Source organism: Nisaea sp., assembly GCF_040217065.1.
Lineage (GTDB): Bacteria > Pseudomonadota > Alphaproteobacteria > Thalassobaculales > Thalassobaculaceae > Nisaea.
In genome coordinates this window covers 39,808-58,073 of sequence record NZ_JAVJNX010000009.1, presented here as the reverse complement: position 1 = coordinate 58,073, position 18,266 = coordinate 39,808, and the positions used below count along the sequence as shown (strand labels likewise).

Annotated in this window: 17 protein-coding genes and 1 pseudogene; 9 read left to right on the top strand and 9 right to left on the bottom strand. The window is 56.5% G+C overall.

Features of this window, described 5'->3' with window-relative positions:
- Positions 1-10: 10 nt before the first annotated feature.
- On the top strand, positions 11-436 hold the full coding sequence (locus tag RH950_RS12560; RefSeq protein WP_350057227.1) for a universal stress protein: 426 nt from the start codon (positions 11-13) through the stop codon (positions 434-436).
- Positions 437-485: 49 nt separating this feature from the next.
- Entirely contained in the window at positions 486-1,826 is a 1,341-nt protein-coding gene (locus RH950_RS12555) for a mechanosensitive ion channel family protein (RefSeq protein WP_350057225.1), read from the top strand.
- Positions 1,827-2,042: 216 nt separating this feature from the next.
- On the opposite strand, the gene RH950_RS12550 is transcribed toward RH950_RS12555, so the two are convergent.
- Positions 2,043-2,591 carry an IS5 family transposase gene (locus RH950_RS12550; protein ID WP_350058528.1) on the bottom strand — a complete coding sequence of 183 codons (549 nt, stop codon included), beginning with the start codon at positions 2,589-2,591 and terminating at the stop codon, positions 2,043-2,045.
- Positions 2,588-2,659 (bottom strand): annotated as a pseudogene (locus RH950_RS12545) (hypothetical protein); the annotation flags it as partial. The gene RH950_RS12550 and the pseudogene RH950_RS12545, both read right to left, overlap by 4 nt.
- A 148-nt stretch (positions 2,660-2,807) precedes the next feature.
- Here RH950_RS12545 and RH950_RS12540 point away from each other — a divergent pair.
- Positions 2,808-3,401, top strand: a complete 594-nt coding sequence (locus RH950_RS12540) for a hypothetical protein (RefSeq protein WP_350057223.1) — start codon at positions 2,808-2,810, stop codon at positions 3,399-3,401.
- Between the two features lie 55 nt (positions 3,402-3,456).
- Here the strand turns inward: RH950_RS12540 and RH950_RS12535 are convergent, their stop codons facing one another.
- The 3 genes from RH950_RS12535 to RH950_RS12525 are packed head-to-tail and all read right to left on the bottom strand — an operon-like array spanning position 3,457 to position 6,730.
- Positions 3,457-4,917, bottom strand: a complete 1,461-nt coding sequence (locus RH950_RS12535; RefSeq protein WP_350057221.1) for a glycosyltransferase — start codon at positions 4,915-4,917, stop codon at positions 3,457-3,459.
- Entirely contained in the window at positions 4,917-5,705 is a 789-nt protein-coding gene (locus tag RH950_RS12530; protein ID WP_350057219.1) for a glycerophosphodiester phosphodiesterase, read from the bottom strand. The genes RH950_RS12535 and RH950_RS12530 overlap by 1 nt, the downstream gene beginning before the upstream one ends.
- Positions 5,702-6,730 carry a radical SAM/SPASM domain-containing protein gene (locus RH950_RS12525; RefSeq protein WP_350057217.1) on the bottom strand — a complete coding sequence of 343 codons (1,029 nt, stop codon included), beginning with the start codon at positions 6,728-6,730 and terminating at the stop codon, positions 5,702-5,704. Before RH950_RS12525 ends, RH950_RS12530 begins: the two co-directional genes overlap by 4 nt.
- A 183-nt stretch (positions 6,731-6,913) precedes the next feature.
- On the opposite strand from RH950_RS12525, the gene RH950_RS12520 reads away from it, so the two are divergent.
- The 6 genes from RH950_RS12520 (at position 6,914) to argC (ending at position 14,981) form a co-directional block, all read left to right on the top strand.
- Positions 6,914-9,082 carry a pyruvate kinase gene (locus tag RH950_RS12520; RefSeq protein WP_350057215.1) on the top strand — a complete coding sequence of 723 codons (2,169 nt, stop codon included), beginning with the start codon at positions 6,914-6,916 and terminating at the stop codon, positions 9,080-9,082.
- Between the two features lie 67 nt (positions 9,083-9,149).
- Positions 9,150-10,196 (top strand): radical SAM protein, encoded by a 1,047-nt coding sequence (locus tag RH950_RS12515; RefSeq protein ID WP_350057213.1) that lies wholly within the window; start codon positions 9,150-9,152, stop codon positions 10,194-10,196.
- A gap of 4 nt (positions 10,197-10,200) precedes the next feature.
- Positions 10,201-11,148 carry a sulfotransferase gene (locus tag RH950_RS12510; RefSeq protein WP_350057211.1) on the top strand — a complete coding sequence of 316 codons (948 nt, stop codon included), beginning with the start codon at positions 10,201-10,203 and terminating at the stop codon, positions 11,146-11,148.
- A 185-nt stretch (positions 11,149-11,333) separates the two neighbouring features.
- A complete protein-coding gene (locus RH950_RS12505; protein WP_350057209.1) occupies positions 11,334-12,455 on the top strand; it encodes a GNAT family N-acetyltransferase in 1,122 nt (373 codons plus the stop codon).
- A 451-nt stretch (positions 12,456-12,906) separates the two neighbouring features.
- Positions 12,907-13,770 carry a nucleoside triphosphate pyrophosphohydrolase gene (gene mazG / locus RH950_RS12500; protein ID WP_350057207.1) on the top strand — a complete coding sequence of 288 codons (864 nt, stop codon included), beginning with the start codon at positions 12,907-12,909 and terminating at the stop codon, positions 13,768-13,770.
- A 245-nt stretch (positions 13,771-14,015) separates the two neighbouring features.
- Positions 14,016-14,981 (top strand): N-acetyl-gamma-glutamyl-phosphate reductase, encoded by a 966-nt coding sequence (argC, locus tag RH950_RS12495; protein ID WP_350057206.1) that lies wholly within the window; start codon positions 14,016-14,018, stop codon positions 14,979-14,981.
- Between the two features lie 13 nt (positions 14,982-14,994).
- Here the strand turns inward: argC and RH950_RS12490 are convergent, their stop codons facing one another.
- The 4 genes from RH950_RS12490 to RH950_RS12475 form a co-directional block, all read right to left on the bottom strand.
- Positions 14,995-15,819, bottom strand: coding sequence for an inositol monophosphatase family protein (locus RH950_RS12490; protein WP_350057205.1), 825 nt, complete (start codon positions 15,817-15,819; stop codon positions 14,995-14,997).
- 104 nt (positions 15,820-15,923) lie between these two features.
- Positions 15,924-17,219, bottom strand: coding sequence for a GTPase HflX (hflX, locus tag RH950_RS12485; protein WP_350057204.1), 1,296 nt, complete (start codon positions 17,217-17,219; stop codon positions 15,924-15,926).
- Between the two features lie 21 nt (positions 17,220-17,240).
- Entirely contained in the window at positions 17,241-17,492 is a 252-nt protein-coding gene (gene hfq, locus RH950_RS12480; protein WP_350057202.1) for an RNA chaperone Hfq, read from the bottom strand.
- Positions 17,493-17,606: 114 nt separating this feature from the next.
- A complete protein-coding gene (locus RH950_RS12475) occupies positions 17,607-18,245 on the bottom strand; it encodes an HAD family hydrolase (RefSeq protein ID WP_350057200.1) in 639 nt (212 codons plus the stop codon).
- Positions 18,246-18,266: the final 21 nt, after the last annotated feature.

The window sequence follows — 18,266 nt, the reverse complement described above, 5'->3', positions numbered from 1 at the left end:
GGACGCTGCAATGTATAAATCAATATTGCTCCCGATTGATCTGGAACATGACAGTTCCTGGGAGAAATCCCTGCCTGTGGCCCTTGAACTCGTGCAGACCTTCAAGGGGACATTGCATCTGGTCACCGTCGTGCCGAGGATCGGCATGGCGGCCGTCAGCCTGTACCTGCCGGAGGATTTCGAGGCGAAGGCGCTGGCGCATGCCGCCGAACAACTCCATGCGTTCGCCGTCGAGCGGATTCCGGAAGGCATTCGTGGCGACAGTCACGTGGGCCATGGCGTGATCCGAGAGGAAATCACGAAAGCGGCGGAAAAACTGGATTGCGATCTGATCGTCATGGCGCCGCACAGGCCGGAAATGTCTGACTTCCTGATCAGTCCGGCGACCAGCTACGTCGTGTCGCACACCAAGCGGTCGGTGCTGGTCGTGAGATAGGGCCGGGTCCGACCGGGCAGGGGGCGGGCTCGGGCCGATGGATCTTGGCTTGCACACGGCCTTGGAGGCATTCTCCCGGTGGCTTGAGTTCGGGATTGCCTGGATCGACACCTACGTGTTCGTCGTCGCCAATGTCGTGCAGGTGACGGCGGCTGCGGGCTTGCTGGCTATCGCACGCCTTGCCGCTCCATCCCTTGAACGATTGCTGGACGTCGGCCCGAAAACGGGCCGGTACCGGCGGTACTCCCGGCCCGTGGCGAGCGCCCTGAAACCGCTCAGCTGGTCGATCATCTGGATATTCCTGCTTTGGCTTGCCGCGTTTGCGGCGCGAAGTGGCGATTGGCCGGCCCGGTTGCTGGAGGGAGTGGTCAGTCTGCTCGCAGCCTGGATCGCGATCCGGCTCGCGTCCGGTGTCATCCGCAACCCTTTCGGGGCGCGTCTGGTAGCGGTCATCGCCTGGTCGGTCGCGGCGCTGAACATCCTGGATCTGCTCGATCCCATGCTGGTCGCTCTTGAGACCATGGCGATCAGCTTCGGCACGATCCGCATATCGGTCCTTGGCGTTATCGAAGCCGGCCTTGCCCTGACACTGTTCCTGTATCTGGCCGGCCTGTTATCGCGCCTGGCGGAGAGAAGAATAGCGGGCACAGATGCGCTCACCCCGAGCGTGCAGGCCCTGGCAAACAAGTTTGTCCGTGTTTTTCTTTATGTGCTCGGCTTCGTTCTGGCGCTGGAGAGCGTCGGAATCGACCTGACCGCTTTCGCCGTTTTCGGCGGTGCCGTTGGTCTCGGCATCGGTTTCGGGCTCCAGAAGGTCGTGTCCAATCTGGTAAGCGGGGTCATTCTGCTGCTGGACAGGTCGGTGAAGCCGGGCGATGTCATTGCGATCGGGGACACGTTCGGCTGGATCAACACCCTTGGCGCCCGCTATGTGTCGGTCATTACCCGGGACGGCACCGAACACCTCATTCCGAACGAGGAACTGATCTCCCAACGCGTGGAAAACTGGTCTTTCTCAGACCGGATGGTGCGTCAGAAAGTTCCTGTCGGCATCGATTACGGGGCTGATGTCCACAAAGCACGGGCCCTGGCCGTTGAAGCCGCAGATGGTGTAGACCGCGTGCTCAAGGAACCGAAACCCGTCTGTCACCTGATCGAATTTGGTGACAACGCTGTGGTGCTTGAGCTGCGCTTCTGGATAAACGATCCGCAAAACGGTGTCGCAAACGTCCGCAGCGCGGTCCAGCTGCGCCTGTGGGACCTTTATCATGAGAACGATGTCGTGTTTCCATTTCCGCAGCGGGATCTGCACCTGCGGTCATCAGTGCCGATTAATGTGAATTTGTCCGAGAAGGGCGAACTTTCCACAGCTAACGGTAACGAGGATTGAGACATATTTGCCTACTGAAGGATTATTCAAACCTTCTGCGGGTCACTAATTATGTGGGCTAACTGAAAAAACACTTCAATAAGCCGCGCTTTAGCTGCAAGTGTCTTTATGTGTATTTCGATTGTATGAATCTACATTTCAGTGCTTCATTATATGTGGTGCACATAAACTGTCTTGTGGACCATCAATAAAAATGGTGTGTCCGTTATGGTTTGCCTAGGGCGTGGACTCAATTGCACGCAACCAAATTCTTGAAGAAGCGAGGGCTACGGCAGGCATGAAGTTTGTGGCGTGCTTCTCGAACCGGGTCGCGATCCGGCGGAACTGTTTGAGATTGCAGAAGAACCGCTCGACCAGGTTGCGCTGGCGGTAGAGTTTGGTGGGAACGCTGCGTTGAATGCGCACTCGGCTCTGGGTCGGGATATGCGCCACGCCGCCCTTTTCGCGCACCAAGTCCAAAAGGGCGCGGCTGTCATAGCCCCTGTCGGCGACGACCGTGCCTGGCGGCAGCGCCCCGAGCAGGGTCGGGGTGGCGGTCTTGTCGGACGTTTGCCCAGGCGTGATCAGGAGTTTCACGGGCAAGCCGTCGTGGTCGACCACCGCGTGGATCTTGGTGCTCAATCCGCCACGAGAACGGCCAATGGCGTGATCCGCGCCCCCTTTCTTCCGCCCGCCGCGTGCTGGTGGGCGCGGACGATGGAACTGTCGATCAGGTGCAGCGAGTGCTGCGAGCGCTGTGCCAGTTCCTCGAAGACTTTCAACCAGATACCGCGCTTGGCCCAGCGGTTGAACCGGTTGTAGACAGTCGTGTAGGGGCCGTAGCGCTCCGGCACATCGCGCCAAGGGGGCCGGTGCGCAGGACATAGAATATCCCATTGACCACCCGCCGATCATCCACATTCACCTCCTGCACTTGCGCAGAAGTGAATCATGTCCACAAGTCGGGGGAAATCCCCAATTGGGTACAGACCCTAGGCGGAGGTGCTCGAGCGCCTGTTTCTCAACAATCTCTCGAGCCTAGTGACGGCCTATGCGGTTGCCGACGGCACCAGTACTGTGCCATCCGACCCCTCCAGACTTAATGTATTAGGCGAGCAAGGAGTTGAGATCCGGACGATGCAACCGCAGATCCTCTATGCTTCGCGGGATCTCCTGAAAAACCTTCTGTCACTTAACTTCTCCGCGACCGATAACGGTTTCGCAGACAGTGCTTTAGCAACCGGGATCCGAACGGAACGCATGTTGGTCTTGAACGACATTCGCAATTTCATTTGCTCGACAATCGAATTCAATGAAGAGGAACGGGTTAGCAGCGCCTATTTCCCGAAGAGGATTGTTACTGATACCCCCACAGAAGAATTGATATCACAGATATTACGAAGCGATTTCTTAACACCCGCCCGAATATGGGCGCTGAACAAACCACTTTATGTGGGCAATCACAGCGGAACCCCGTCATTCCTGGATGTTTTGGCGGAGCGCCTGGATAAGGTGCCCGAAAACCTGGACCACCATTTTTGCCGGTACGTCGTCCTTCCGGCTCTTCAGCAACATAATGCCGCGACCAATATTTGATATCCGGATATCGACCGTCGATTGATGGAGTTCCTGTGAATACTGTGATGATCTCCTATCGATCCCACGACATAAGCCCGTTATACAATTCGGCTAATCGACTGATCTCAGAGCTCATTCCGTGTTTTTCATTGTAGCAGCGAACGTTTTTTCTAAGGTTCGGCAGATCCAAGGCGCTGATACGGTTTGATACAGATTCAATCTCTCCGCTCGAGACCGCGATACCAATATCGTTGTCCTCGATAATCTTGGCCATATAGCCATATTCACGATTCACGATCACCGGAAGTCCCGCCTCCAGGTACGTAAACAGCTTGGTACCGATCCCCCAATCCAAAAGCCCGGCTCTGGTCTTCAGCACACCGGCAGGCATATCGAACAGAATCATTCCGAAATCATACTCGGATAACGCACCGGCAACTTTGTCCGCCGGAAGGCCGTTCAGCAAACGGAACTCGGGGTGCAGGTCGGCAAATTCAAAGTAGGCGCGGTAAGTTGCATCTGCCGGAGACAGCGGTCGGTTCGGATCGTGCAGAACATCAACGGCATACCCCTGCTTCAAGAGTTTCTCTGCCGCAGGCAACAACCCTCTTCCAGGGAAAAGTTCCGATGGATGATCGTTGTTCATAGGAAAAACTCCGCCGGCAAACACGAAGCGCATTTTTCCATCGGAGGCAGATGCCGGGCCGGTTCCATAGTTGATGTAGTGATTCGAGGGATACGGCCAGAACTGGATGACCTCGGTCAGATGGTCATGGCGCGCTTCAAGTTCGACCAGGGCTTCAGGTGCAAATCGGGTCACAACCGCATCGGCTTCGCGAAAAATGATTCGCTCCATGGCCAAATCAAGGTCGACCGCCGAAGCTTCCCAGTTTGTCTTAAGGAACGCCTCATCAGCATAGAGCGATGTCACATCATAAAATTCGCAAACAACCGGGACATCGGTAACCGCCCTGACAATGCCGGCGCCGAGAATGTAATCAAACATCCAGCATTGAACATGAACGATATCAGCCGATGCTGCTCGTACCAGCCGTTCAATGAACAGCTGGTGATTGGCTGTCTGCAGGCGCCCAGCAAATGCTTCATCCAGAGACCGCTGAACATCCTCATTAATGGGCAGGCTATGGAGAAGATAACATTTCCAGCCAAGGTCTCTGAGATGAAGGGCTTCCCTCAAAATCGTGAAATACGGACGCCTGGCAACAAAGAGGACGGTTGGGCTTTTCTCAGCCGCGATCGCCTCCAGAAATTGCGCTGTGGGTTGAACTTCAAGCTGTGAATCAAAGTATTCAGTTACGGTTTCTTCCTTGCCGCTGGTTACGGCCTGCGCACATAACCGTGAGATAACTGACGCCAGGACATCGCTCGGCAAACCAAGCAACAGCTTTATCAACCAGGTTACGAGCTGCTGAGAGTTGGAGGCAGGTAGAGGGCCACTTACTCGTTTTTCCAGATATGTGCGGCTCATCACCTCCTGAAGCTGCTCCGCAGGCGCAGGAAAACTCTTCTTCACTAGCTTCTCTCCAAAAGCTCAACCAGTTCCATGTCGACAGGGCTGACCATGACGTAGTCAACAGATGACGAAATCGCACACTGCGCAACCCGGCGCGAGTTCTCCAAACTTCTACAGGGAAACGACGCTGTCAGGCAGACAGTGAAGCCTCTTTGATGCAGTTGCTCGGTCAATTCGGGGGACACCGTCCGGAAGCGAACATATAGGCGGTCAAGACCGTCAACAGGAGCCGGTGCAGAAGCGTCTTTGGTCAATTCCGTCAGAAATGCGCGGCAGCTCCGCTCCGCGAGGCTGAGATGAGCGCTTGGAAAAAGTCTCTTGAGGCGCGCATACGTGCTTGGGAGGCCGACGATAAGTCGAAGACGGTTCCCCGCATCGTTCTGTATTAAAGGCTCAATGCCCTCAAGCAGGGCAGGGGCGGGATCTTCCGGAAGGTCAGTCGCCGAAAGACTGCTCTCAGGAAACAGCGCGGAGGAGGCATCGTCACGCAAATCGAGCTCGAACTGGGTATGCGGAAATGCGTCGAGTGCTTCCGCCAGGGTGGCGACATTCGAAGCGCCTGTTATGTCCCGTAATTCGCCAAGAGTGACCTCGAGAATGGTACGGCGCAGACCGAATAGCCGATCCAGAGAGAGGTCATGCAACAGGACCGGAATACGATCCTTTGTCACGGCCACATCGATTTCAACAGGTCGCCAAGGAACCAGATCACGGCATTCCTTGATTCCCGCGATCGAATTTTCTGCTTCAAAAAGGTTGCACCCTCGATGAAAAATCAATCCGATCATTCAGAAACTATACGGGTCATACCAGCGACATAGGATTGCGCCGTCGAGAAATCATTGGCGGCCGGATCGAGCACATTCCGATGTCGGCAATGCGTGCAATTGCGGCAATCCTCGTTTTGCCCCTCAACCACATTTACCCTTGCCCTGAAAGCCGCCAGGCTTTCGCCGTTCCAGATTTCTTCAATCGGCTGCTCGTTCAGATTACCGATCGGACTGGAGGTTAAGGGGCAGGGGTACACGTCGCCATCCGGTTGAATAGAAAGCCTGTACCAGGGCATTGAGCAGTAACGGTGTCCCAAGTCCTTCGTGGCTTCGACAATTTCGTCGACAGTGCCGCCCTGCTGCTCGAACGCAACACCGAGACTATCTGCGTGAGCTTGGGCCAGATCGCAGGCTTTCTGGAACTTCGTCGGGTCATTCAAAGGCATTTCACGCACCATCTCGTCACCGTGAGCCTTCAAATAGGTAACCTGCACCCCTTCGCTCGCCTCAAACTCGTCTGCAAAATCGATGGCTTTGGGCAAATCATCCAGAGTGCTTAACATTCCGACAGTTGAGATGCGCAATTTTGGCAGATCCGTATTCCGCTCTCTCTTTTTCTCATTCAGGCGCTTCAATCTTTCGCGCACGACGTCCAATCGATCCAGGCCCATATGGCGTTCGTAGGATTTTCGATCAAAACCGGTCACGGACACGGTGAGATATGTCAGGTTTCCAACAAGAACGTCGAGGATGTCATCCTCAAGCAGGATGCCGTTTGTCGAAAAATAGGTTTCGATGTCGTAAGACGAGATTTTCTCGAATATCGGAATAAAATCGCGACACGTTAACACCTCGTACTTGCTGAAAAGCGTCATCGATTTCAGGTGAGGGAGCAACGGTTCAACAGCTTTAAACTGATCTGCTGATATCTGGGTCCAGCTCTTCGGTTTAAAATAACTGAGATGGCAAAAACTGCAGCGCAGATTACACTTGGTGCTCAGGTCGATATCAACATGAATCGGGAACTCTGTGTGCTTCACCATCTGCGTCCTTTATGTCGGTCGGTTCTACCCACAGGATGCGAAGAAACCGCCACCGCATTGCCCCTGTATATCATATTCGTAATATTGCGCTGACCCCCAAGCAAATTACAGGCCACAGTCGTCTGGCATTATCGTTGCTCTTGCTCCATTTTCTCCAAAACCGAACCTTGGAAGCGGTCTCAAATGAACCTTCTTTGCACCCTTGGACCGGCCTCGTTCGAAGGCTCTGTAATCCGAAAGCTGGACGCACTCGGCGTCGATCTGTTCCGAATCAATCTGTCGCATACCGCGGTAGATGAGATTTCGGATCGGGTGAAATTCGTTCAGGAACATAGCGCCGTACCGATCAGCCTCGATACAGAGGGGGCACAGATCCGCACCGGCAAGATGCGCACAGGAACCATAGAACTCGCCGAGCACATGAAGGTTCATTTGGTCGCTGAGCCTATGCTCGGAGACTCTGGCCAGTTCAGCCTCTATCCGGCTTATGCCTTATCGCTGCTCGAGGTCGGCGATCTCATCATGATCGATTTCAACGCCGTGATGATTCAGATAGTTGAACTGAATGAGCATGATGCACGCGCGCGTGTCATTACCGGCGGCACTGTCGGCTCCAACAAGGCTGTCTCAGTCAACCGACCGCTCAGGTTGCAGCCGCTTACCGACAAGGACCGCCAGGCCGTCACCATCGGGCGCGGGCTGGGCATCAGGCATTTTGCTCTGTCCTTTGCCAACTCGGCGAGCGATGTCGATCTTCTGAGGCAACTCGCCAGCGAAGACGCGCATATCATCGCAAAGATCGAGAGCAGAAGCGGATTGGCTCATTGCACGGACATTGCGCGCGCCGCGGATGCAATCCTGATCGATCGCGGGGATCTGTCCCGCGAGGTGCCGATAGAACGCCTTCCGATCACCCAAAAACGGATCATCCAGACTGCGAAGAAGGTTGGCACACCGGTCTATGTCGCCACCAATCTCCTCGAATCAATGGTGGTTTCCCCGGTGCCAACACGTGCGGAAATCAACGACATCTATAATACCCTGCTGGACGGTGCGGACGGTCTGGTGCTGGCGGCCGAAACCGCGATCGGCGACCATCCGGTCGCCTGCGCCGCCATGATCCGCCGTTTGATCCAGCAGTTTCGCAGCGACACGGGCATGCTGGCAACCACGCCAACCATCGAGATCGCTGCAAACCAACCTCACGGCGGCATCCTGGTTTCAGGAACTGCCGATGCGGACACGATTGCTCTGGCAGAACAGGACTCCCTTCCCAGCCTGCACGCCGATGACATGGCGCTCAGTGATATCGAGCAAATCTGTCATGGCACCTACTCCCCCATCGATCGCTTCCTGGGCAAGGAAGAGCTCAGATCAGTCCTGTCGGACAACAGGCTGCTGGACGGGACTGTCTGGCCCCTGCCGATCGTTCTGCCTGTATCGGCAGACCAGGCAAGAGCTCTTTCCGTTGGACAACGTGTGGCCATCCGCAACGCACAGAATCAACTGCACTCGATCCTCGACATTTCCGAGATCTACGAAGCCAATCTCGATGCGCTGGCTTCAGATTGGTTCGGCACGCAAGATAGGAACCATCCGGGAATCCGGAGTCTGGAAGGGAGGGGAAGCCATTTCGTTGCCGGCAAACTCGCCCTTGTCGCGGCCACCCGGGGATCCGACTCTCCCTATCGGCTGCCACCAGCAACAGTCCGGGACATCCTGGCGCAAAAGGGCTGGACCCGCGTGGTTGGATTCCACAGCAGAAACGTTGCCCATCAGGTGCATACGCACCTGCAGCTCGAAGCACTGGAACGCGCCAATGCGGACGGGTTGCTCATAAGCCCGGTACTCGGGTTCAAAAAGCCGGGCGACTTTCTCTCCGCGCCGATCTTAGAGAGCTACGAGGCACTGCTTCAGACTGGAATCTACAGTAGAGGCAAAGTCGTCCTGGGTGGATTTGCGACCTATTCTCGCTACGCTGGACCACGGGAAGCGGTCTTCACGGCACTCTGCCGCAAGAATATGGGGTGCACCCACTTTGTCGTCGGCCGGGATCATACCGGAGTCGGCGATTTTTATGCCGCTGATGCGGCTCAGGCATTCTTCAAATCTCTTCCCGATCTCGGGATAACGCCGATATTCTTCGATGCATACGCCTACGATCTAGCCAGCGGTCAGTATGTTCCGACCAGGGAAGCACAAGACCCTCAAGCGATTTCAGGCACCGAAGCCCGAGCAGCACTCCTGGCAGGCAGACGCCTACCGGACTGGTACATGCATCCAGTCGTACAGGACGTCCTGTTTACCCGTCTGAAGGCCGGGCAGGACGTGTTTCACGGTAGCAATGGATGAACAGCTACCTTCATGCTAGTTTGACTGGATAGTAAAACGTGTACGTTCGCTCAGGAGGATGAACAGAATGGACATCCTAGGCTTTGAAAAACTCATCTACCATCGGGATAAGCTCGACAAACTTGCGCGCGGCGACAAGCAGTTCCCCGTTCATGTTACTCTGAGCCTTGGTAATTACTGCAATCACAGATGTTTGTGGTGCACGGCCTACGAGTACCAGCTCGACAAGGCGAAGATGATGGATTTCGACCTGCTGCTCGCGTGGCTGACGAAAGCACGAGAGCGCGGTCTGAAGGCCGTGGGGTATGTTGGTAACGGCGAGCCGACCGCCTATCCGCGTTTCGGAGAATTGGTCCGTGCCGTCCACGGCCTCGGCATTGAGCAGGGTATGTTCACAAACGGGTTCCTGCTTGATCGGTTCGAGCAGGATGTCCTTGATTGCTTCACATATCTCCGCATAAGCCTCGATGCTGGCAGTAGCGAAATGCATGCCTGGATGCATGACGTGCGCCCGCAGCATTATCCGAAGATCATGGAAAACTTGGCTTCGATCATTGCACAGCGGAAGAGCGGTACCCCGACCATTGGGATCCAATATGCGACGCACCATCATAATCTGAGCGATCTGCATCAGGCGGCCAGAAACGCATCCGAAATCGGAGCCGATTATTTCTCCGTGAAACCGGTTTTCAACCGCGGTTCCGTCGGGGAACGCATTGACAAGAACAACCTCACCTTCGAGGACATTACCCCGATCGTTGCGAAAGTGAGGCAGGACTTCGAGAGTCGCGATTTCACGATCTATTATCGACCGCATCAAATTCTTTCCGAGGAGGCAGACCGGAACATCCTCAAATACGACCGTTGCGTAGCCGGCTTCTTTAACCTCAATCTCTATGAGGACGGCGCCGTCGTCTACTGCGGTCCGCACAGAATCCCGGTCGGAACCATGGATGACGATCTGGATCTTATCGAAGAGAAAATCCTGTCGCTGTCGACCAAACTGGACCTGTCGAAATGCCCCGGCGGCTGCCGGTATCACGGGATGAACCATCTGGCTCACACGGTCCTCAACCCCGAGGCCGCCGACCAGTACCACAAGAACTTCTTGTGACCAGATGAGCCATCTCGCCTCCGACATCCTCCGGCAGGCCAACGACCATCTGGGCAGCCTCGATCTCACGGCAGACGGGTCGGCATCAGTCCTGCAATGGCCTCCCTGCTTTATCGCCGCGCCTCCAAGAGGAGGCTCCACACTCCTGCAACAGGTCCTGATTTCTTCGTTCCGGCTCGGATACGTCTCAAACCTCATGGCACGCTTCTGGAACGCTCCGGTAGTCGGTGCAGCACTTCAAGCGCAACTCGCGCCGGAAATCTTCACAAGTTCCTTTTCATCCCGGTTCGGCAATACGGAAGGCGTTTTCGAGCCTCATGAATGGGGCTGGTTCTGGCGCAAGTGGCTGTCGCTTGACGGACCCGAACATCATGTCACCCGTGCCGTTGACTGGTCCAGCTTGAAGCGGACACTGGGTATCATGGAGCGAACACTCCAGGCACCGCTGCTTTTCGATTCTCCGCTCGCCGGAAGTAATTTGACCGAAATCAGTGCGGGATTGGGACCGATCCTTGTCCTGAATCTCACTCGCTCTCCGTGGCACATATGCAATTCTCTGCTGAATGCACGGATTGAGCGTTATGGCGACCTCGACATATATTATGGTGCGCATGTCAGAGATCAGGCGGCCCTCGATAAAGTCTCAAATCCGATAGAGCAGATTGTCCTTCAGGCGCGCACCCTGATTGACGAACAGGCAATGCAGGTATCACAATTTTCACCCGAACAGGTTCTGGACCTGAAATATGAGGATTTGCGAGCGCGGCCGATGGAGACCGTTGAAGCGATTCGCGTTTTCTACAAGCGGCACGGTATCCAGCTTGAGAAAACCGGCGATCTGATCCCTCCCTTTCCGGATCGAAACAAGAATGCTCACATGAACCTGAAATTTTCGGAGGAATTGTCATCCTTCGTGGAAGGAATTTTCGGTGCCGACGCGCTTCCGAGTTGACGGCACGCCGTTACAGTTTGAGGCACTCACATCAGAGAGCGCCGGGAGCAAGATGGTCCGGTTCGGAAAGTTGCGGCCAAACGTCCGGAGCGCCGGCCTTTACAACATCATGGATCGCTCGGCCCCGAATCCGGCTCACACTCACTTACCCAGTAAGCAGACACTCAAAGTGAAAGCGATCTGCCGTGCCCGATTTTAAGATCCTGACCCTGCAAAGCAGCGACGCTTGGATAAAATCCCTTCGCGGTGTCAACGGGTCGGGTATTTCCTCCCAACCAGACTACTGTTCAGTCCTTGAACTGAACGGGGATGGCGATGCTGAGTGCATCGTCTTCACAGATTCAGAAGGAACAATTGCATACCCCATAATGCGCAGGTCATTGAGCGGGCTCCCATTTGACCGGGGCACGACCAGGGACGAATTCGACATTTCCACCCCCTACGGCTACGGAGGCTTCTACACTGACTGTGAGGATACGGCCCGGGCAGAGCTCATGCGCAATTTCCGTATGCGCCTGACAGAATACGCTCTGGATACAAACATTATCTCAGAGTTCATCCGCTTTGACCCTATCGCAGGAAACCATGTATTGGGGCAGGGATTGCTAGACGATGTACGGCGCCACAATGACAATCTCTTCATAGACCTGACACAGGATGAAGAGGATCTGCTAGCCGGGTGCCGGTCACGCATACGAACGGGTATCCGCCAGACCGCGAGACTTGGGCTCACCATGGAGCGCGACTACACAGCCGATACAATCGCCCAGTTCATCGAACTTTATCACGCAGCCATGCGCCGCCGTGGCAATTCCGGATATCTGAATTTTAAAGCCGCGTTCTTCGTGAACCTGTTCAAAAAGATGAAAGACTGCATCGATCTCTTTACTGTCCAGGAGGAAGGAAAGGTTCTGGGCGCGGCGATAACACTTCGGTTCGGCGACACGGTGGAATATTTCCTGGCCGCGAACCGGCGGCTTCAGAAACGTGCCTACGTGAACCACTTCCTGATAATACAGATTGCAAAATGGGCCAAACAGCAGGGTTTCAGGAAGTTTCACCTCGGAGGTGGATCCGAATCCATCATGTATTTCAAAAGCAGTTTCACGCAGACAAGCTTGCCTTATTACGTTGGAAATCACGTATTCGACAAGAAACGCTACGCCCAGCTTCTCAACGCAGGACAGACGAAGGGGGTGATTCCCAAAACCCTCCCGCCGTTCTTTTTTCCGGGATACCGCGTCTATAACTCGGCAATGGCAGACCGGGCCTTGCTGGACGCCCTGGCGAAGGAGAAAGCCCCGTGAGTTGTTCTTCGTTTCAACGTCTTATGCGGACTTCTTGATAATCAAGAGGAGGGCGGTGATTGGAAAGCTGGATCTGCACATTCTTGATCCGGTCCAAAATAAGCGGAGAAGCGGCATGCTGGTAGTCGATCGTCATGTGGCTAAGGGCCTGACATGCCAGTGGGATTACATCACACCTTGAAACAGCTCAATGCAAGGCGCGTAGAGATTTCCAACCTGGAACGGAAAGCGCCATTCACCGGAACCTGAATAAATTCAGCCAGGGGTGCCGACACAGGTGTTGGAGAGATATCAATATAATTTCCCATAATATACATTATCAAATAATTCATCACACCTCTCATCCTGATCAAGGGAAATCACTCCGTGCCCCACCCGCAACCAAATCGACATTCAACAATGCTGTTTCGAGCTTTCGCGCCGATAGACCAATCAGTATGGTTCGCTCGTCATGAAAACACAGAACAAGCAACCAGCGGTGAAGCCAATCCCCACACCTGATCTTCCGCCGATCGAGCGACTCCGCCAGGTCATGGCGCGCCTGCGCGACCCGGATGGAGGATGCCCTTGGGACATCGAGCAGACCTTTGAGACCATCGCCCCCTACACCATCGAGGAAGCCTACGAAGTGGCCGATGCCATCACCGAGGGCGATATGCCGCATCTTGAGGAAGAGCTCGGCGATCTGCTGCTGCAGGTGATCTACCACACACAGATCGGCCAGGAGGCCGGGCATTTTGATTTCGACAGCGTGACCCATGCCATCACCGAAAAGATGATCCGGCGCCATCCCCACGTGTTCGCCGCAGAGAGCGTTGCCGACGCGGATGAACAGACGCTGAACTGGGAGGCACAGAAGGCTGCGGAACGTGCGCACAAGGCCGCTGAAAGCGCTGTCCGGCCAAGTGCGCTGGACGGGGTCTCCGCCGCCTTTCCCGCTCTGATGCGGGCAATAAAACTGCAGAAACGCGCCGGCCGGGTAGGTTTCGACTGGCCGGAAACCGATCAGGTTTTCGACAAGCTGGAGGAAGAGATCGCCGAGGTTCGCGCGGAACTGAAAGAGCATCCGAAGGAGCGCGACCCCGACAGGATCGAGGACGAAATCGGCGATCTGCTTTTTGTTTGCGTCAATCTCGCCCGCAAACTCGGGGTCGAACCGGAAAGCGCCCTGCGCCGGTGCAATCGGAAATTCGAGACCCGGTTTCGTGCCGTGGAAATCTTGCTGCAGGATGAAACCGGGCGCGCACCGGAGCAGGCAGACCTGGGCGAACTGGAAGCGCTCTGGCAACGCGCGAAACAGTTCGACAAGACCTGATCGACATTAATAAACGCGCGTTTGTTGCTGTATTAAAATACTTTTCACGAATTTTTGCTCACAACCATCCTTCCGGATCTCTGACCGCAAACGACATTTCGGATGCCATGTCCTGGACGATGGCCCACGCGGCGAATGTGAATATCAACCGGATTGAATTGATGGCGGCTTGCCAAGCCTTCTCCCCATTCAATATTGTGCGGAAGTAAGCGCGGCATCGGGCCCGCGCAGTGAGGAGATCCGCTATGGCGGTACGCATTTTCATCGACGGTGAAGCCGGGACCACGGGCCTGCAGATCCGCGAGCGGCTGACGGGACGGGACGATGTCTCCCTGATCAGCCTCGGCGCGGAAGAACGCAAGGATACCGAGGCACGCCGCCGTGCGCTGAACGAGGCGGATCTCTCCATCCTCTGCCTGCCGGACGCGGCATCCATCGAGGCCGTGTCCCTGATCGAGAATCCGGATGCCAAGGTGATCGATGCCTCGACCGCATTCCGCGTCGACAATGACTGGGTCTATGGCTTTCCGGAACTGAGCGCCGGCCAGGAAGAGGCCGTGCGCCATGCCCGCTTTGTCAGCAACCCGGGCTGCTACCCGACCGGGGCCATCGGCCTGATCCGGCCGCTGGTGGAGAATTCCCTGCTACCCGCTAACTATCCGGTCTCGGTGAATGCGATTTCCGGCTATTCCGGCGGCGGCAAGGCGCTGATCCAGTCCATGGAAGACACCGGCGCGGCGGATCATCTCTCCGCAAACGTGTTTGCCTATGGTCTTGGTCTGCAGCACAAGCACCTGCCCGAGATGCAGCAATATTCCATGCTGGAGCATGCCCCGATCTTCCAGCCGAGCGTCGGGCGCTACTACAAGGGCATGGCGGTTTACGTGCCGCTGCATCTCTGGACGCTCAAGGGCGGGATCGGTGCGGCCCGCATTCATGAGTGCCTCAGCGATCATTACAGCGGGCACATGTTCGCGGATGTGGCCCCGCTTGCAGAGGCGGCCTCCCTTCCCCGTCTCGACCCGGAAGAGCAGAACGACACCAACACGATCCGTTTCTACGTGTTCGCGAACGAGAAAAGCGGCCAGTGCGTGCTGGCGGCGACGCTCGACAATCTCGGCAAGGGTGCGTCGGGAGCCGCGGTCCAGAACATGAACCTGATGCTTGGCCTGGAAGAAGGACTCGGGCTCTCCTTCAGGCGTGCGGCCTGAACAACGCCGCGCTTTACGGCCAGAGCTTTTCCCTTAGTTCATCCCAGGATGCTTCGTCGGGAGCAATCAGAAGGCCGCCATCGAGCTGATCCGGGAAATAGGGACGCTTGTTGAAGCGGGCGTGAAAACCGCCTGCTTCCTGGTGAATCAGCGCGCCGGCAACATGATCCCAGGGCATGTTCTTCGGATACATCGCGAAATGAGCGGCGCCGGTCAGCAGAGTCAGATACTCGTGCCCGGCACAGCCCATGCGGAAATGTTCTCCGACCTCAGTTTTCGCGCGCTCCTTCATCTCCTCCTTCAGGGGAGAGGACAGGAATCTGAAATTGAGAGCGCCGCGCATCTCCGTGCTGGGTTTCGGCACCAGAACGGACAGGGCTTCGTCCCGCCCGTCATAGTCCCGCATCCAGGCCCCTTCCCCACGCACCGAAAATGCGCAACGCCGGCCAAGCGGATCGAGGATGAAGCCGAGGATTGGCTGACGCCGATAGACCAGCCCGACCATGACGCAGAATTTCGGGCTGCCCTTGGTGAAATTCCGAGTCCCGTCGACCGGATCGATGATCCAGGCCGGCGAGTCCAGCGTGAGACGGTTCAGCACCGAGGCATCCCCTGCCACGGCTTCCTCGCCGACCACGGTCGACCCAGGCAGCAGATCCTGCAGCAACGGCGTCATGCGGCGTTCGGACTCTATGTCGGCGATCGTCACCAGATCTTCGGGCCCGGTTTTCTCCTGGATCTCTCCGGATTGCAGTGCCCTGAAGCGCGGAAGAACAACGGCGTCAGCCGTCTCACGCATGATCTCGATGACAGCGGCGGGGTCTGGGATGCGGGTCATACGATCCTTATAAGCAGCGCATGCGAATGATGCGATGAGGATCTACAGACCTAACCCGAACAGCCTCGTTCTGGAAGTGGTATTGAGCACCGAGCATGCCCTGATCAGACACCGAACCTGGCATCGAACCTTTCCGCATCAACGGGCGCCAGCTGGACCTTCACCAGGATATCGGTTTCCCGGTCCTGGCGATCCGTCACCCGGCCATGCTGGTAAAGCCACGCAAGCGCCTCTCCATCGGAGATATCGAGCTCAAAGATGCGCGTGATGTCCTCCGCGCCAATTGCGTCGTCAAGCATGGCGAGGACATTTGCGCATCCGGCTCCAGTGAGCGCGGAAACCCCAATCCGCCGGCCTTTTCCGGAAGGAATATCCAGGTTCCCCTGGCCCTCCATGAGGTCGATCTTGTTCAGGATCTCGATTGTCTGATCTTCGAGCTTCTTTTCCTCGATCCCCAGATCCCGCAGGACCGCCAGCACGTCATCACGCTGCGCATCACTGTCCGGATGCGAAAAATCTCGGACATGCAGAAGGATGTCCGCTTCCCGCACCTCCTCGAGCGTGGCGCGAAAAGCCGCGACCAGATGCGTCGGCAGGTCGGAGATGAAACCGACCGTGTCGGAGAGGATCACGGTCCGTCCGGATGGCAGTTCCAGCCGCCGCATGGTCGGATCCAAAGTGGCGAACAGCAGGTCCTTGGCAAAGACCTCTGACTCTGTCAGACGATTGAAGAGTGTCGACTTTCCCGCGTTTGTGTAGCCGACAAGAGCGACGATCGGATAGGGCACCTTGCGCCGGGATTCGCGATGCAGCTCGCGGGTACGCTTCACATCCTCAAGCTCATTGCTGATCCGGGTAATGCGCTCCCCGATCAGGCGTCTGTCGATCTCCAGCTGGCTTTCACCGGGACCGCCGACGAACCCGAATCCGCCACGCTGGCGTTCAAGATGGGTCCACGACCGGACCAACCGGCTGCGCTGGAATGTCAGAGCGGCCAGCTCGACCTGAAGGCGGCCTTCATAGGTTCGCGCCCGTGCCCCGAAAATCTCGAGGATCAGCGCGGTCCGGTCGATCACCTTGCATCCGAGTTCTTTTTCAAGATTGCGCTGCTGAACGGGCGAAAGCGATGCGTCGACGATGGTGACATCGACCTCCAGCGACTCGATCACGCCGGCCAACCTTTCGACGGCACCGCCGCCGATAAAGGTGGCTGGCCGGACTTTGGACAGAGAAATGGTCTCGGCGTGAACCACGTCGAGTTCTATGGCGGCAGTCAGCCCGACGGCTTCCGCGAGACGCCCCTCCGGGTCTCGCAATGCCACAGGCCGACCGGCCCGCTGTTTCACGAAAGGATGGACGACGAGCGCGCGACCGCTGCCCGCGTCCGGAGCGTTACCCATGCACGCCCCGATTAATCAGGATCAAGTGCCCTCTTCTTCCCGTGTCGGTTCAAACAGCTGAACTGGCTGAGATGGCATGATTGTCGAGATCGCGTGCTTGTAGACCAACTGCGAATGCGCATCCCGTCGCAACAGCAGGGAGAAATTGTCGAACCACGTGACGATTCCCTGCAGTTTCACGCCGTTGATGAGGAAAATTGTAACCGCAGTCTTGTTCTTCCGGATCGCGTTAAGGAACACTTCCTGAACGTTTTGATTTTTTTCGCTGGCCATTGCACGGACCTTTTGTTTGTTTCGTTTCAGCGTGTGCCGAAAAAGCTTTGCACCGCCCCTATCTCGCATATGCGAGATAGACACCACCTTTATATAACGATTTATCCACCTGACTCAATCGGTCAGAGCGCACCGCATTTCGTGGCAATCCGCAAACCGGAATGTCGGGGGCCATTTTTCCAGGTCTTCGGCGGCAACAGGATCATTGCCGACCAGAACAGGAACGCATCCGCTGGCCAGACCGCACTGCAGGTCAACCAAAGAGTCGCCGACGAACCATGTGCTGGCTCCGGCCACCTGCCCCGATCCCGCGAGCGCGAGATCGACCGGATCACGGGCCGGCTTGTCCTGCGCTGCATCCGTGGCGCCGATGATCCTGTGGAAAAACCCTGTCCAGCCGAGACTATCCGCTTCAGCCCTCAGAAAGACGCCGTTCTTGTTGCTTACCACCCCCATCAGGACGGAGCTGTCACGAAGTGCAGCCAGCAGCTCTGCCGCACCTGGAAGCGCGCGAAGCCCTTCAATGTGCCGTTCTTCAAAAGCGGTATAGAAAAGTGCAGAGGCCCTCTCCCACTCCATGCCGAATATCTCCGGGAAACTATCCCGCATCGAGCGCTTCGCCCGGAACCTCATTTCCGCCTCGGTCCAGACCGGCAGGTCAAACGCCGCCAGCGCCGCATTCATCGCTGCGGTAACGCCCGGCCAGTTGTCGACAAGCGTACTGTCCCAGTCGAACAGGACGGCCTGTGGCATCGCAATACTCTTCACGCCGCG